Below are 15,221 nucleotides of genomic sequence, written 5' to 3'. Positions count from 1 at the left end.
GGTACCTGCGTGCAAAAACTTTCACCCGGGCTGCTTGTCGCCCTCGCGTTCTTCTCCTCTGTCGCCCCCTTCGGCATTGATATGTACCTGCCGGGCATGCCGTCGCTGGCCAGCGAGCTCGGCGCGTCGCCCGCGGTGGCGCAGCTGACCATCACCGGGTTCATGCTGGGCATGGCGGTGGGCAACCTCCTGTTCGGCGCGATCTCGGACGGCACGGGCCGCAAGCCCCAGATCGTCGGCGCGGCGTCCGTCTTTCTCGCCGCCTCCGTCCTGTGCGCGGTGTCCCCGAGCATCTGGCCGCTCGTCGCCGCCCGCTTCGTGCAGGGCCTGGCCGCCGGCTCGCTCGAGGCGGTCTCGCGCGCCGTGGTCGCGGACGTGTCCAAGGGCCGCCAGGCCGCCCGCGCCCTGTCGGGCCTCATGGCGCTGACCGGCTTTGTCCCCGCGATCGCCCCGGTCCTCGGCGGCGCGCTCCTGCCGGTCGTCGGCTGGCGAGGCCTCTTCTGGGTCCTCACCGCCATCAACGTCGTCCAGGCCATCATGGCGTTCCGCATGCCGGAAACCCTGCCCGCCGAGGGCCGCTCCTCCGGCACCCTGCGCAGCCTCTTCCCCCGCATGTGGCAGTGCCTGCGCCGCCCCGCCTTCGTCGGCTTCATGCTCGCCGGCGGCCTCGGCTTCGGCGCCCTCTTCGCCTACATCTCCGCGTCCCCGCTGGTCCTCCAGTCGCAGCTCGGCCTGGGCGCCACCACCTACGCGCTCATCTTCGGCGGCATGGCCCTGCTCATCCCGGTGTCCAACACGATGAACATGCGCATGCTCAAGCGCTACCACCCCCGCACGCTGCTCATCGGGGCATTGCTTATCGACGCCATCGCCGCCCTCATCCTCCTCACCTTCGCCTTCACCACGCCCTCCCTGTGGGCACTTCCCTTCCTGGCGGTCCTCTCCTTCATGGGCGGGTTCGTCATGGCCAACGCCTCTGCCCTGGCGATCGAGGAGGTCCGAGACATCGGCGCCGGCGCCGGCTCGGGCGCCCTCGGCTTCTTCCAGTTCCTCGTCGCCGGCGCGGTGCCCCCGCTCGTCGCGCTGGGCACGAACCACATGAGCTCCATGGGCCTGGGCACCCTCATCTGCGCCGGCCTGGCGCTCGCCGCGGTGCTGCTGCTCACCACCACCCACGAGCTCAGCGAGGACGCCGCCTAAATAATCCGGCGCTCGCGGGCCTTCTCTACCGCCGCGGTCCGGTTGTCCACGCCCAGCTTGGAGTAGATGTGGATGAGGTGGGTCTTCACCGTCGCCTCCGAGATGAACAGGCTGGCCGCCATCTGCTTGTTGGAGGCGCCGGTCTGCAGGGCTTTCAGGATCTCTATCTCGCGGGCCGACAGCGCCTCCTCCGGGCGCATCACGCGCTCCGCCAGCACGCCCGCCACCTGCGCGGAAAGGACCCGCTCGCGCCTGGCGGCCTTGAGCACGGCGTCGTGAAGCTCCTGCTCGGGCGCGTCCTTGAGCAGGTAGCCGAGCGCGCCCGCCTCCACGGCGGCGACCACGTCGGCCTGCGTGTCGTAGGTGGTGAGGATGAGCACGGGCGGGCCGCCCGCGGCGACGGCGCGCCGGGTGACCTCGATGCCGTCCACGTCGGGCATCTGGATGTCGGAGACGATGACGTCCACGCCGTCGGGGACCTCGGCGGTGCCGTCCGCGCCCTCGGCGACGACCTCGATGTCGCCGAAGGAGTCGAGGACGGCGCGGAGTCCGGCGCGGACGACCGGGTGGTCGTCGATAAGCATGACCCTGATCATGGTGCCTCCTTGCGTTGAACCGGGAGCGTTGCCGCGAGCACGTTGCCCTCCACCGAGAGCTCACCGCCGGCCTCCTCCACGCGGGCGCGCAGGCCGCGCAGGCCGAAGCCCTCCTTGCCGGACATGCCGCGGCCGTTATCAAAGACGTCGACGGTAACGGTCTCGCCCAGCTTATCCACCGTCACGACCGCTTTCGAGGCGTGCGCGTGGCGCACCACGTTGCTTAAGCCCTCGCGGACCACGCGCTCGACCACCTCCGCCGCGCGGCCGACCACGTCCACCACGTTGACCTGCACCTCCAGCGGCTCGCCGAGGGCGCGCTGCCGGTCCTGCGCGGCCTGCGCCAGCGCCCGGACCTGCTCCGGCAGGGTGCGGCGCGGCGGCTCGGCCCCGCCGCCCTCCGCGTTCACGGCCACGAACCGGCGCGCCTCCGCGAGGTTGTCCGCCGCCACCTCGCGGATGGTGCTGAGGGTGGCGCGCGCGGTGGCGTCGTCAAGCTGCTTGTCCAGCGCCCTGCCCAGCAGCACGATGGAGCTCAACCCCTGCGCCATCGTGTCGTGCACCTCGCGCGAGAGGCGGGCGCGCTCCTCCGCCGCGCCGCGGTTGCGCTCCGAGACCTCGAGCTCGAGCGCGAGCGCCTTGTAGTGCTGCGCCTCGGCGCGAAGCATGTTGTAGATCTGCACGGTGACCACCGCGACAACCGTGCCGATGGTCGGGCCGATCAGCCCGCCCACCCCGGAGGCGGGCACCGTCACGCTGAGCGTGAGCGCCAGCATCGCGGCGGCCACGACCAGGCTCGCGGCGGTGGGCAGGAGGATAGCGGCGAGGATGACCAGCGGGAACTCCAGCCACACGTACGCCTCGGAGCGCAGCGCCAGCGCCACCCACAGCGCCGCGATGATGGCGAGCCACGCCCACGACGCGCGCGCCGAGTACTCCGTGCCGCGGTTGTGCGCCACGGTGCCCGCCAGGTAGACGGCGGCGAAGAGGAGCGCGAGCGGCGTGAAGTCGCCCAGCATGCCCACGAGCAGGAGGACCGCGACCAGCAGGTGCAGGCTGACGCGGAGGACGGCGAGGATTCGGCTGGTGGTTTGCACGCGCACAAGCCTAATCAACCGATCGGTTGACTCAAGGTTCCACCGCTCGTCCGATGTGGAACGGTGCAGGTCAGGCAGATAATTGGGGCATGTTCGTTGGATTGAGAGAAATTGGAAACGCCAAGGGCCGCTTCGGCCTGATCATTGGCGTCGTGGGGCTGATCACTCTCCTCGTCGTCATGCTCACCGGTCTGACGGCTGGCCTTGGCAAGCAGAATACGTCGGCGCTTGAGGCGCTCAACCCGCACTCGGTCGTGTTCAAGGATATGGAGGAGCCCTCCTACACCACGTCCCGCGTGGGCCCGGAGGACGCGCAGGTCGGCGACGTCCCGCTGGGCACCGGCCAGACCCTGCTGTCCCGCGCGGACGGCACCGAGGAGTCGGTGGCCATCCTGGGCCTGCCGGAGGGCACGAGGCTGCCCAACGGCGAGGTGCTGGGCACCGACGCCATCGCCTCCGAGTCCCTGGGCCTGACCCCGGGCGAGGAGCTCACCGTGGGCGGCGCGCCCGTGACCGTGGGCAGCACCGCCGAGGACCTGGAGTACTCGCACTCCCCGGTCCTGTGGGTGCCCACCAAGGATTGGCAGGCCGCCATGCACACTGACGCCGAGGGCACGGTCCTCCTTGCCAGCGACGACCGCGGCATGAAGCTGTCCGACTCCTTCAACGCCCTGCCGGCCTACGGCTCCGAGCGCGGCTCCCTGCTCATGATCCAGGGCTTCCTGTACGCCATCGCGGCGCTGGTCATCGTCGCCTTCCTCACCGTGTGGACGATGCAGCGCACCCGCGACCTGGCCATCCTCAAGGCGATCGGCGCGTCGAACGGCTACCTGCGCAAGGACGCGCTCGGCCAGTCCGCCATCATCCTGGCGGCCGGCGTCATCCTCGGTGCCGCCATCGCCACCGGCTTCGGCGCGCTCGTCGGCGGCACGGTCCCGTTCACGCTCTCCGCGCTGTCCACGGTCGGCCCGCCGCTGCTCATCTGGGTCCTCGGCCTCGCCGGCGCCCTGTTTGCCACCCGCTCCATCACCAACGTCGAACCACAACTTGCACTCGGAGGTATCGCCTAAATGCTCACCATGGACAACGTCACCGTCACCTTCCAGGACGGCCAGGAGCGCCTCACCGCTCTGGACAACATCTCCTTCAGCGCCACCCCGGGCCACCTCACCTTCATCGTCGGCGAGTCCGGCTCGGGCAAGTCCACCCTGCTCTCCGCCGCCGCCGGCCTGCTCACGCCCGACTCGGGCACAGTGCTTATCGACGACACGCCCGTGGACACCCGCGTCCGCCTCGAAAAAATCGGCATGATTTTCCAGCAGGCCAACCTGATCGGCGCCCTCAACGTCCGCGACCAGCTCTTGGTCACCGACCACATCCGCGGCGTCAAGCCGCGCAAGGAGCGCGCCGACGAGCTGCTCGCCACCGTGGGCCTGGAGGGCCTGGGCGACCGCAAGATGCAGCAGCTGTCCGGCGGTCAGCGCCAGCGCGTCGGCATCGCCCGCGCGCTCATGGGCGAGCCGTCGCTGATCCTGGCCGACGAGCCGACCGCGGCGCTGGACTCGGAGCGCTCGCACGAGATCGTCGCCCTGCTGCGCAACCTGGTGCAGGACCGCAACATCGCCTGCGGCTTTGTCACCCACGACACGGAGCTGATCTCCTCGGCCGACGAGGTCGTCCGCGTGGCGGACGGGCAGGTTACCGCAGCTTCGGTCGCGAGAGCAGCGTAAGCACGCCGAACCCGCACGCGGCGAGCAGCAGCGTGATGAGGAGGGTGCCGGAGAGGTAGCCCGCGTCCACTGCCGCCGCGCCGAGCGCGGAGCCGGAGGCGATGCCGACCTGGAACGTCACCACGTAGATGGAGCTGGCCAGGTCCTGGTTGCGTTTGCCGGCGAACAGGAAGATGGTGGTGGCGACGGTGGGCAGCGCGCCCGCCGCGGTACCGAAGATGGCGATCATGATGAACATGATCACGCCCGAGCCGGTGTGCAGGCCGATGAGCCCGACGAGCGCGGCGACAATGAGCAGGATCCCAGCGAAGCCGTTGAGGCGGATCATGCGGACGTCGACACGATTGCCCGCGAGCACGACGCCGACGAGGCCGAACGCGCCGTACGCGCCGAGCCCGATGGGGACGAACGCGTGCCCCGCCGTGTTTTCCACGAGCAGCGCCAGGTAGGTGAATGTGGCGAAGACCGCGGTGACGGAGAACGCCAGGTAGAAAACGAGCGAGGGGATGGCGGAGCGCTGCTGCTGCGCGGTCTCCGCCGGCGTCGGCGGGATGGCCGGCATGCTGGGCAGCGTCTTGAGCAGCAGCAGGAACGCGAAGAGGACCGCGACGCCGAGGACCCAGGTGGAGCCGCGCCACCCGATCAGCCCGCCGAGTGAGGTGGTGAGCGGGGAGCCGACCACCAGCGAGAGCGTGGAGCCGAGCGAGACCGCCGCGACCGCCTTGCCGGTCATGCCCTGCGGGGCGAGTCTCGACGCCATGGGGTTGACCAGCGACCAGAACAGACCGTGCGTGAGCGCCGCGCACACTCGGCCCACCACGAGGACCCAGTAGGTGTGCGCGATTGCCTGCAAGATGATGCCCGCGAGCAGGAAGCCGAGCGTAGCCATGAAGAGGGGGCGTCGGTTCACCTTGCGGGTCGCGGCCATGAGCGGGATGGTCACGATGGCGACGAGGCCGGCGTACACACTCATCAGGAGGCCGATCTGGCCTTCGGAGACGTTGAGATCCGAGGCCATCGGAGAGATGAGGCCGACGGCGAACATCTCAAATGTGACGTAGACGAACGCCGCGAAGCTCATCGCAGCGAGGGGGACCACAGGGAATTTCTGGGATTGGGGTGTCTGCAGATCGGTCACACGAACAATCTAGGCGTAGAAATGCGTGTACGCGAACGCCCCGTAGCCGAAAATGCCCAGCAGCATGAGGACCCCGGCGATGATGGGGATGATGTCTGTTTCCGGCTCCGGCGTTTCGGTCGGCTCCGCGTGGTCCGCCTCGCACTGCGCGTCCTGCTGGTCAAAGTAACTGGCGTAGCGGTCGACGGCGCGCAGGTTCTCGTACGTCGCGGTGGAGGTCAGTGTGTCTGCCCAGCGCGTGGCGTCGGCAAGCGTCAGGCCCGGGAACTCTTGGGTGAGCTGCTCGGCGACCGCCTCCGGGTCGGTGGCAACGCCGGTGGGGGCGAACCAGTCCGGGGCGTCCTTGCCCACGGGCACTTGGCCGTCGGTGGCGACGAAGTCCTTGTAGTGCTCGACCTCGGTGATTTGCGGGTTGTGGGTGGTTTGCGTGGGCGAGTGGCGCTGCAGGTACCAGTTGGCCACGGACTCGGGCAGGCCGAGGTCGGCGAACGCCTCGAGAGCGTACGCGTGCTCGGTGGTGGTGGGGTCGGCGAAGTGGGCGTCATCGATGTAGATGCCTAGCGCTTCCTCGAGGATGCGGCGGCGCACGCCGGACTCGACGCTGCGCACCTCGGGGAATGCCTCGACGAAGGATCCGTAGCGGGCGTAGATGAGGTTTGCCTCGCGCTCGAGGTAGAGGTGCGCGGCGTCGCTGGCCGCACCGAAGGCCTCCGGCTCCATGGTGAGCGTGCAGGTGGCCGCGCTCGCGGCGGGAATGGGCGCAACGGCAACGCCACCGCAGACCAGTGCGGTCGCGGTGGCGAGTGCGGCGAGCGTTCTCATCGGTGCCCTGCTCGGGGTCTAGCCAAGGAAGGAGAAGGCTGCGCCGCCGATGGCTGCCAGCAGGGCGAGCACGATAGCGGCGATGATGCCGGAGTCAACGGAGATGTGCTTGCCGGCTGCGGCGGCGGTGTCCACCTTGGGCTCGTTGTCCTGCCTGTCGGTCGGTTCCGATGCGGTGTGCGACTTGGTGCGCGAGGTGACGGAGACGTTGACGGTGGTTTTGCCGTTCTCCCGCACGACGGTGGTCGTCGTGCCGTTCTCGGTGCCGTTTTCGTGCTCGGTGCGCTCAGGCTGGTCAGTCTGCTCAGTGGTCAGCGGGTTCCGTTCCGCCGAGGGAAGCACGTCCGCGCCCTGGTCGGTCTTCTCCGCCGCGCGCTGCGCGTCGGGGTTTGCACCGTCGGTGGGGAACAGGACGATGGCATCGCCGCCCTCTGCGCATTCCTGGCGGGCCTGCTGGAAGACGGACTCGAATGCGGCGCCCTTGCGGTAGTCGGACAGGGCCTCCGACTCCACGAAGGCGTCGGTCCACGCGGCCGCGTGCTCCGGGCTCAGCTCCGGGAACTGGGCCTTGCGTTCCTGCTCTAGGACGGCCAGCGGGGCGACCGGGCGGAAGGCGGATTCAGACGCGGCATCCTGTTCCGAAGCGGTGATGGTGCCCGCGTCGAGGGAGTTGTGCACGTCGTTCCAGAAGTTGACCAGGGCGATGTCCGGCTCGGTGGAGACAGCGAGGCTGTTCCACAGGTGGGAGAAGTACCAGAAGGACGCGTCGTGCGAGACGCCGGTTTCTGCGGAAATCCGGTCGGCCCACGCGTTCAGGTTGTCCATCAGGTTGCTGTTGAAGGACTCGCGGCCGCCGTTCTCGTAGACGTCCTGGAACTCGGCGGCGATGTCGCCGGCGGCAGGGAACGCGACCTCGAAGGCCTGGCGCCAGTTGTCATCCTGGTTGAACTTGGAGGAAGCGAACGCGACGCGCTCGTATTCCTGCTGCTCCTGGCTGTTCAGCTGGATGTGGCATGAACCAGAGTCGTTACTACCAACAGTTGCGCCCTGCGCTTGTGGCGCAATGACAGCGCACGCGCCCAGGGCGACGGCGGTGGCTGCTGCTGCGAATCTCTGATTGTTGAACACGCTGATTATGTTACCTGAGGAATACATAAATGGAAGCATTTGCGTGAGCCGTGTTCGCTTTATAAAAACGGTAATGACCGTGTATATTTACATAATCCCAGGAAGGAGCTGTGGATTGATATGGTATTATTTAATATCGCCTGTCAATAGTTTAAAAAGCGCCCCTATATGGGGTGGCTCCTTAATGGTCCAGATCGAGGTAGACGGGCTGAACCTGAGAAGTTACACCATTGTAATTCTTAGACACCCCAACCGCGGTACCCTTACTCGTATGCAGCTACAGCCGCTCCAACCGCCGGACTGGACGTCGCGCAACGGACGCACCTACCGGACGATGACACAGTACGACGCTCGGCACCTCTCCGTACTCGTGGTCCTCATTCTCTGCTGTGGCATCCTCGTCGTCGCGGCCCGCAACCTGCCCCGCAATGTGGTCAAAGCTGCGCGAAAGGTCGCCGGCGCCGTCCTGGGCATCCTCGTGTTCGCCTACTACTGCTGGGTCCTCGCGCCGAGCAACATCGTGTGGGACGAAACTGCGCCCTTCCACATCACGGACTTCCTCCGCGTGATCACTCCAACGGCGCTGCTCACCGACAATCCCACCGCGAGCGCGCTCTCGTATTATTGGGGTTTCCTCCTCAACCCGATGGCGCTGCTCTTCCCCGACATGGCCTACGTCCAGGACTTCCCGGGCCTGCAGGAATTCGCGTACTGGTTCTTCCACAGCGCCGCCCTCGTCGTCCCGACGGTGCTCACTTTCGGTCTTGGCTACCGCCCCACCTGGCGCGATTGGCGCATCACCACCGCCATCACCGTCGCTTGGGCCGGTTTCGCCGCCACCGCCAACCGCATCACCGGCGGCAATTATGGTTTCCTCGCCGGCTACCCGCGCGGCTGGTCCATCCTCGAGCTCTTTGGCAAGTGGCCCTACTACCTCCTCATCGTCGTCCCCGGCGTCCCAGCGGTCTGGGCCGCGATGACCTGGGCGAGTGCTTACCGACGCCCCGCCACCGCCTGAGCCACGTCCCTGGCAAAAGGACTCACGCCACCCAGCGTGGCCGCGCCCGGCCCGTTGATGCGGTTGTAGCCCACAAACCACAGCCCCGGGGTGTTGCGGTCCAGGCCGCGTACCGGCCCGAGCGCCGGGCGGAACCCCGTGGCCCACACGATCGCCTCGACCCCAAGCGCCGAAACCTCATCAAGCGTGTCCGGCATCGTCTCCGTGCGCATCAGCCCGGCGTCGCGGGCGCGGCGTACCTCGGGCACCACGACGATGTCGCCGCCGAAGTCGGCCCCGCCCGGGTCCGGCTTGCCCTGTGAGATAGCGACGAAACGTTCACGGTTGCGGCGGAACAAGTCCGAACCATCCACGTCATCCGGCATGAAGCGCGGCGCGTGGCGGGTCAGCCACACCACATCAACCCCGCCCAGCGCCAGGTCAGCGGTGATCTGCGCACCGGAATCGCCGGATCCCACCACGGCGACGCGTTTGCCCGCCAACTGCTGCGGGTTGCGGTATTCGGAGGCGTGCAGCTGCACTCCGGGGAACGTGCCCGGGTAGTGAGGCACGAACGGGACGTTACCGGTGGCCATGATCACGTTGCGGGCGGTGACGCGTTGGGGGTGGAGGGTAAACGTGGCGTCGTCAAGCGAAATGCGCTCCACGCGCTCACGAACGACGGGGAAGCAGTAGCGCTGCTCGTAGCGCGTGAGGTAGTCCACGACGTGGTCGCGCGGCGGATAGCCGTCGAAGGCGGGCATAGGCCAGCCGGGCAAGTTGGAAAATTCCGCGCGGGAAAACAACGTGAGGTTATCCCAGTACGTCGGCCAAGCGCCGGCAGCACGGTCGCCGAAGATGGTGAAATCCACCTTGTACTTGCGCAGGTAGTAAGCGGTCGCGAGTGCAGATTGGCCACCACCGATGATCGCGGCATCAAGCATTGTTCGCCTCCAGAGTCGTTGTGGTCAGTAGAGCGGTAGCCTCGCGGACAAACGTGGCGATCCGGCTCGCGGGTGCGGTGGCGTCGCCGTACTCGGTGGCGGCGGCCAGCTTCGCGGCCACGGCGTGCACGGTTGCGGCCGAAATGAGCGAGGAGGTCTCCGCGCAGCGAGCCAGGTGCGCGCCCGCAATGCCGGCGAGCACGTCGCCGGAACCCGGGGTCGCGGCCCAGGAGTGCCCGGCGTCAAGGCCGTAGACGAGGTGGCCGTCGGAGATGAGTGTGGCGCGCCCCTTGCGCAGGACGTCGCAACCGAGGTGTGCGGCGAGGGCGAGCGTCTCCTCCATCCGCGAATCCGCGGAAAGGCCCGCCGCCTCGCGCAGCCGGGCGAACTCGCCGTCGTGCGGAGTGAGCGCCGTGTAGGTGTCGCGCTCGCGCAGGGCGGACAGGAGGTCGGGGTGGGTGGCAAGGAGGGTGAGCGCGTCGGCGTCGAGAAGCAAAGGCTCCGGGGCGCTGAGTAGGGCGCGCAGCTCTGCGGCCGCCGCCTCGTCGGTGCCCGCGCCGGGGCCGAACACCCAGGCCTGGACGCGGCCGGACGCATCCACGGAATCCGCGACGACGACCTCCGGGTGCGCGCGTACGACCTCGGCGGCTTGCGGGCCCGCGTAGCGCACCATCGCCGGGGTGGCGTTGACCGCGCCCGCCGTGCACAGCAGCGCCGCGCCCGGGTACGTGCCGCTGCCCGCACGGATGCCCACTACGCCACCGGAGTACTTGTCGTCGGACGCGCCGGGCTCCACCGACGGCACGGGCGCAGGGAGCAGGGTGCGCATCCCCTCAGGGAGAGGGAAGTCCGGGGTGACGGCGCGGTTTGCTGTGAGCAGCGGTGGCCCGTCGGCGGACCACTCGGGCAGGGTGTCGGAGAGCGTTTCGTAGAGGTGGCGGCCGCCGATCCCGATGTCCGCAATCAGCTGCACCCCGCACGCGGCGGAAAGGACGTGGGCGCGCCGGAACCCGCCGAAGGTCACGGTCGCGTCCGCGGTGACGTGGAGCTCGCCGCCCTCGCCCGTGTCGGCGTCGACCCCGGAGGGCACGTCGACCGCGAGCACGCGCGTCCCCCGCAGCGCCTCCACCACCTCTGCATATTCCGCGCGCAGTCCCGCAGTACCACCAATACCGGTCATGCCGTCGATGGCCAGGTCATACGCGCGGGCAACACGCTCCACCACCGTCCCGCCCGCGTTGCGCAGCGCCGAAAGCGCCCGCTCCTGCGCACGGCCCGCCACCAGCAGCGCGTCCACCTGGTAGCCGGACATGGCCAGCTCCGCGGCGGCGTAGAGGGCGTCGCCGCCGTTACCGCCCGGTCCGGCCACCGCGAGCACCCGGCAGCCCGGCTCCGCCATCGCGCGGGCCACCTGGGCCACGGCGTGCGCGGCCTGTTGCATGAGCTCGTCCGGCGAGGTTTGCGCGTCCAATAGTGGCTGCTCGGCGGCGCGGACTTGGGCGACAGTAAAGGTGCAGGCGTACATACCGGCCAGGCTAGTCGCGCTGGCAGGTGGGGCACCAGAACAGGTTGCGCCCCTCCACCTTGCGCAGCGCGATCTCGTCGCCGCACACGTAGCAGGGCTGGCCTGCCCGACGGTACACGTAGACCTCGCCGCCGTGGTCGTCCTTGCGAGGCTCGCGCCCCATCGCCTCCGGCGCGTGTTCGTCGCGCACCGTGTCGATGCGGCCGTGCTCGACCCCGTAGTGCATGAGGTGCACTAGGTCGGCCCACAACGCGTCGAACTCGGCGCGATCCAGCGCCCGCCCCGGTGTGAACGGGGAGAGGCCGAGCCGGAACAGCGGCTCTGCGCGGTAGATGTTGCCCACCCCGGCAAAGTAGGCCTGGTCCATCATCAGCGAGCCGATCGTGCGCTTCGAACGGTGCACGCGCGCCCACAGCGCGTCCGGGTCCGCGCCCGCGTCGAGCGGGTCCTCGCCAGTGCGCTCTAAGATGGCGGCAACCTCCGCCGGGTTGAGGTAGGCGCAGGTCTGCGGCCCGCGCAGGTTGGCCGCCACCGCGCCCCTCCCACGATCCGGCACGAGCCGCAGTCGGATCTGGCCCCACACGTCCTCGGCCGGCTCGAAGCGCAGCGAGCCGATGAGGCCCAGGTGGATGTGCACGGTCGCCGGCGCAAACTCCAAAAACAGGTGCTTGCCGTGGGCGCGTGCGGCGAGGAGCGGGTGGGCGTCGATAAGCGATGCATCGAAGCGCCCCTGGGGCGAGGAGGCGGCGATGGGTGCGCCCCGGAAGTCGTCGTTCAGGCGCGTGGCCAGACGGTGGATGACGTGACCTTCAGGCAAAGCGCCGCTCCGCAAGATTCATGGCGCAGATTGTAGTATTGCTTCCATGCCGTACAAGATCGGGTTTGACCGAGAGAAATATATTCAGATGCAGTCCGAGCACATCACCGCCCGCAGGCGGGAAATCGGCGGCAAACTCTATCTAGAGATGGGGGGCAAGCTTTTCGACGATCACCACGCCTCCCGCGTCCTCCCCGGGTTCACCCCGGACAACAAGATCGCCATGCTGGACCGGATTAAGGACGAAGTGGAGATTGTCATCTGCTTCAACGCCGGCGACGTCGTGCGCCAGAAGGTGCGCGCGGACCTGGGCATCACCTACGAAGATGACGTGCTGCGCCTCGTGGACGTGTTCCGCGACCGCGGCTTCCTCGTGGAAAACGTGGTGGTCACGCAGCTGGAGGGCCACAACGAGAACGTCGAGGCCTTCCTCGAGCGCCTCGGCCGCCTGGGCCTGAAGGTGTCGCGCCACTACATGATCCCGGGCTACCCCAACGACACGGCGACGGTGGTCTCCGACAACGGCTTCGGCCGCAACGACTACGTGGAGACCTCCCGCGACCTCATCGTGATGACCGCGCCGGGGCCGGGCTCCGGCAAGCTGGCCACCTGCCTGAGCCAGGTGTACCACGAGCACAAGCGCGACATCCCCGCTGGCTACGCCAAGTTTGAGACCTTCCCCATTTGGAACCTGCCGCTGTCGCACCCGGTGAACCTGGCCTACGAGGCGGCCACCGCGGACCTGGAAGACATCAACGTGATCGACCAGTACCACCTGGAGGCGTACGGGGAGAAGGTCACCTCTTACAACCGCGACATCGAGGTTTTCCCGCTGCTGAAGACGCTGCTGCGCGAGGTCACGGGGGAGACGCCGTACCAGTCGCCCACGGACATGGGCGTGAACATGGCCGGCTACTGCATCTCAGACGACACCGCGTGCCGCCACGCCGCGGAGCAGGAGATCATCCGGCGCTACTACAAGACCCTCGTGGAGGAGCGCCGCGCCGAGGCCGATTCGACCGAGTCGGACCGCATCTCCAACGTCATGCGCAAGGCGGAGGTGACCACGTCGGATCGCCCGGTGGTCGCGCCGGCGCTGGCGGTGGCGGAGGCGACCGGCCAGCCGGGTGCCGCGCTGGAGTTGCCGAACGGGAGCATCGTCACGGGCAAGACCTCGGACCTGCTCGGCCCCTCGGCCGCCGTGCTGCTCAACGCGCTGAAGGAGCTCGCGGGTATCGACGATTCCGTGCACCTCCTCTCGCCCGACTCCATCGAGCCGATCCAGACGCTGAAGACGAAGCACCTCGGCTCCGTGAACCCGCGCCTGCACACGGACGAGGTGCTCATCGCCCTGTCTGTATCGGCGGCTTCGAGTGCGGACGCCGCCGCAGCGCTTGAACAGCTGCGGAACCTGCGCGGCTGCGACGCTCACACGACGACCATCCTTGGCTCCGTGGACGAGGGAATCTTCCGCAACCTGGGCGTTCTGGTGACCTCCGAGCCGACCTACTGGAAGAAGCGCCTGTACCACAAGCGGTAGTTCGGGTAATTCGGGTATTGCGCCCGTTGCGTCTTGTTCGTATGATGTTGGGCATGGAACAAGACGAGAAGCTCTCCCCGGTGGAGCAGGCCCTGGCGGACCTCAACGGCAACCTCTCCCGTGCCCGCACCCACTCGGAGGACAGCGTCACGCTGCCCAAGGAGACCGCGGTGTGGCTGCGCGACATTATTGAGGATATTGCGGAGGGGCGCCTCATCCCCGCCCCCGGCCCGGAGGAGGAGATGACGACGCAGCAGGTGGCCAACCTGCTCGGCGTCTCCCGCCCCTTCGTGGTCAAGCTTATTGATGATGGCCGCCTTGCCGGCCACAAAGTGGGCACCCACCGCCGCGTCTACACGCGCGACGCCGTGGCGTACAAAGATCTGATGGCCGGTAACCGTGGCCAGCGTTAGCAAGATCCTCCTGTACTACAAGTTCCAGCCCATCGCGGACCCGGACGCGGTGCGCCTGTGGCAGCGCGACCTGTGCGAGGGGCTTGGCCTGTACGGGAGAATCATCGTTTCCAAGGACGGGATCAACGGCACCGTCGGCGGCCCGATCGACGCGTGCAAAACCTACGCGAAAAAGACGCGCGAGTACTTCCGCGGCATCGAGTTCAAGTGGTCCGAGGGCGGCAAGGACGACTTTCCCAAGCTCTCCGTCAAAGCGCGCGAGGAGATCGTGTCCTTCGGCGCGCCGGGCGAGCTCAAGGTGGACAGCCACGGCGTCGTCGGCGGCGGCACGCACCTCACGCCGGAGGAGGTCAACGAGCTGGTTGCCAACAACCCTGACGTCGTCTTCTTTGACGGCCGCAACGCCCGCGAGGCGGCGATTGGCAAGTTCAAGGACGCCGTCGTGCCGGACGTGGAGACCACCCACGACTTCATCAAAGAGCTGGACAGCGGCAAGTACGACTGGATGAAGGACAAGCCCGTCGTCTCCTACTGCACCGGCGGCATCCGCTGCGAGGTGCTGTCTAGCCTGATGAAGAACCGCGGCTTCGAGGACGTGTACCAGCTCGACGGTGGCATCGTCCGCTACGGCGAGAAGTACGGCAACTCCGGGCTGTGGGAGGGCTCCCTCTACGTCTTTGACAAGCGCATGCACACCGAGTTCGGCGGCGGCGCCGACGACCCCAACTACGTCCAGCTGGGTCACTGCGTGCACTGCGGTGCGGACACGAACCAGTTTTACAACTGCGCCAACGAGCCGGAGTGCCGCGTCCAGTACTTGAGCTGCCCCGAGTGCCGGGAGGAGAACCCGTACTGCGCGGAGTGCGCTACACGGCGAGCTTCCCAATCGTGATGATCAGCCACACCATGGTGAACGGTACGAGCGGCAGCCAGAACACGCCCATCCACGGCACCCACCGCTCGTAGCGGTTCAGCTTGCGCACCATGATCACGGCGCAAGCGAGCAGCGCCGCCACCGGCGGGATGGACGTGAGCACCGCCCACCAGGTCTCGCTCACGCCCGAAATCCACGACAGCACCAGGCCAAAGAGCAGGCAAAAGCTTATCGACGCCACCGTGAACCCCAGCGCCTGCCGCGTCGACCTCCGGTTCCGCTCCGCCACCTCGGCCGGGTCCGGCTCGTCCGCGAGCGCGTCGAAGTCCCGCGGCTCCGGCCGGGTCCTGCTGAACCGGTCGGCCCCCGAGTGCAGGTCGTTTTCTGGGTGCTCCTGCAT

Annotated in this window: 16 protein-coding genes; 7 read left to right on the top strand and 9 right to left on the bottom strand. The window is 68.0% G+C overall.

The genetic code is table 11. From position 1 onward, the window contains the following. Positions 1-9 precede the first annotated feature (9 nt). Complete coding sequence (locus OVO38_RS10910) at positions 10-1,200, top strand: multidrug effflux MFS transporter (protein WP_095278385.1); 1,191 nt, start codon at positions 10-12, stop codon at positions 1,198-1,200. On the opposite strand, the gene OVO38_RS10905 is transcribed toward OVO38_RS10910, so the two are convergent. Together OVO38_RS10905 and OVO38_RS10900 are read right to left on the bottom strand one after the other, a co-directional pair. Next, positions 1,197-1,796 carry a response regulator gene (locus tag OVO38_RS10905; RefSeq protein WP_267208494.1) on the bottom strand — a complete coding sequence of 200 codons (600 nt, stop codon included), beginning with the start codon at positions 1,794-1,796 and terminating at the stop codon, positions 1,197-1,199. The genes OVO38_RS10910 and OVO38_RS10905 overlap by 4 nt on opposite strands. Continuing rightward, positions 1,793-2,893 carry a sensor histidine kinase gene (locus tag OVO38_RS10900; protein ID WP_267208493.1) on the bottom strand — a complete coding sequence of 367 codons (1,101 nt, stop codon included), beginning with the start codon at positions 2,891-2,893 and terminating at the stop codon, positions 1,793-1,795. The genes OVO38_RS10905 and OVO38_RS10900 overlap by 4 nt, the downstream gene beginning before the upstream one ends. Before the next feature lie 89 nt (positions 2,894-2,982). Here OVO38_RS10900 and OVO38_RS10895 point away from each other — a divergent pair, with 89 nt between their 5' ends. Further along, positions 2,983-3,963 (top strand): ABC transporter permease, encoded by a 981-nt coding sequence (locus OVO38_RS10895; protein WP_267208492.1) that lies wholly within the window; start codon positions 2,983-2,985, stop codon positions 3,961-3,963. Continuing rightward, positions 3,964-4,623, top strand: coding sequence for an ABC transporter ATP-binding protein (locus OVO38_RS10890; protein ID WP_122086420.1), 660 nt, complete (start codon positions 3,964-3,966; stop codon positions 4,621-4,623). On the opposite strand, the gene OVO38_RS10885 is transcribed toward OVO38_RS10890, so the two are convergent. The 3 genes from OVO38_RS10885 to OVO38_RS10875 all read right to left on the bottom strand — a co-directional run bounded on the left by OVO38_RS10885 (position 4,592) and on the right by OVO38_RS10875 (position 7,711). Further along, the gene (locus OVO38_RS10885; RefSeq protein WP_095553877.1) at positions 4,592-5,704 is read right to left on the bottom strand and encodes an MFS transporter; all 1,113 of its coding nucleotides are present in this window, start codon (positions 5,702-5,704) and stop codon (positions 4,592-4,594) included. The two genes, OVO38_RS10890 and OVO38_RS10885, sit on opposite strands and share 32 nt — an antisense overlap. Before the next feature lie 66 nt (positions 5,705-5,770). Next, complete coding sequence (locus OVO38_RS10880; RefSeq protein ID WP_267208491.1) at positions 5,771-6,583, bottom strand: hypothetical protein; 813 nt, start codon at positions 6,581-6,583, stop codon at positions 5,771-5,773. A gap of 18 nt (positions 6,584-6,601) precedes the next feature. Then, positions 6,602-7,711, bottom strand: a complete 1,110-nt coding sequence (locus OVO38_RS10875; RefSeq protein WP_267208490.1) for a hypothetical protein — start codon at positions 7,709-7,711, stop codon at positions 6,602-6,604. A 271-nt stretch (positions 7,712-7,982) separates the two neighbouring features. Here OVO38_RS10875 and OVO38_RS10870 point away from each other — a divergent pair, with 271 nt between their 5' ends. Then, a complete protein-coding gene (locus OVO38_RS10870; RefSeq protein WP_267208489.1) occupies positions 7,983-8,729 on the top strand; it encodes a TIGR02206 family membrane protein in 747 nt (248 codons plus the stop codon). Here OVO38_RS10870 and OVO38_RS10865 read toward each other — a convergent pair. Genes OVO38_RS10865 through OVO38_RS10855 form a run of 3 tightly spaced genes read right to left on the bottom strand, consistent with a single transcriptional unit; the run spans position 8,705 to position 11,994 of the window. After that, complete coding sequence (locus tag OVO38_RS10865; protein WP_095538202.1) at positions 8,705-9,652, bottom strand: NAD(P)-binding domain-containing protein; 948 nt, start codon at positions 9,650-9,652, stop codon at positions 8,705-8,707. The genes OVO38_RS10870 and OVO38_RS10865 overlap by 25 nt on opposite strands. Then, positions 9,645-11,177: a bifunctional ADP-dependent NAD(P)H-hydrate dehydratase/NAD(P)H-hydrate epimerase gene (locus tag OVO38_RS10860; protein ID WP_267208488.1), complete on the bottom strand. Its 1,533-nt coding sequence runs from the start codon at positions 11,175-11,177 to the stop codon at positions 9,645-9,647. The genes OVO38_RS10865 and OVO38_RS10860 overlap by 8 nt, the downstream gene beginning before the upstream one ends. Before the next feature lie 10 nt (positions 11,178-11,187). Beyond that, positions 11,188-11,994 (bottom strand): Fpg/Nei family DNA glycosylase, encoded by an 807-nt coding sequence (locus OVO38_RS10855; protein WP_122086409.1) that lies wholly within the window; start codon positions 11,992-11,994, stop codon positions 11,188-11,190. Positions 11,995-12,040: 46 nt separating this feature from the next. Between OVO38_RS10855 and OVO38_RS10850 the strand changes: the two genes are divergently transcribed. Genes OVO38_RS10850 through OVO38_RS10840 form a run of 3 tightly spaced genes read left to right on the top strand, consistent with a single transcriptional unit; the run spans position 12,041 to position 14,839 of the window. Further along, a complete protein-coding gene (locus OVO38_RS10850; RefSeq protein WP_267208487.1) occupies positions 12,041-13,534 on the top strand; it encodes a DUF1846 domain-containing protein in 1,494 nt (497 codons plus the stop codon). Positions 13,535-13,587: 53 nt separating this feature from the next. After that, the gene (locus tag OVO38_RS10845; RefSeq protein ID WP_240510767.1) at positions 13,588-13,947 is read left to right on the top strand and encodes an excisionase family DNA-binding protein; all 360 of its coding nucleotides are present in this window, start codon (positions 13,588-13,590) and stop codon (positions 13,945-13,947) included. Continuing rightward, a complete protein-coding gene (locus tag OVO38_RS10840) occupies positions 13,934-14,839 on the top strand; it encodes a rhodanese-related sulfurtransferase (RefSeq protein ID WP_267208486.1) in 906 nt (301 codons plus the stop codon). The genes OVO38_RS10845 and OVO38_RS10840 overlap by 14 nt, the downstream gene beginning before the upstream one ends. On the opposite strand, the gene OVO38_RS10835 is transcribed toward OVO38_RS10840, so the two are convergent. Beyond that, positions 14,814-15,221 (bottom strand): hypothetical protein, encoded by a 408-nt coding sequence (locus OVO38_RS10835; RefSeq protein ID WP_267208485.1) that lies wholly within the window; start codon positions 15,219-15,221, stop codon positions 14,814-14,816. The genes OVO38_RS10840 and OVO38_RS10835 overlap by 26 nt on opposite strands.

It is taken from the genome of Corynebacterium sp. Marseille-P8863, from assembly GCF_946902955.1.
Classification (GTDB): Bacteria; Actinomycetota; Actinomycetes; order Mycobacteriales; family Mycobacteriaceae; genus Corynebacterium; species Corynebacterium gottingense.
Note: the sequence above shows the minus strand (reverse complement) of the source record. Positions and strands in the feature narration are given on the sequence as shown.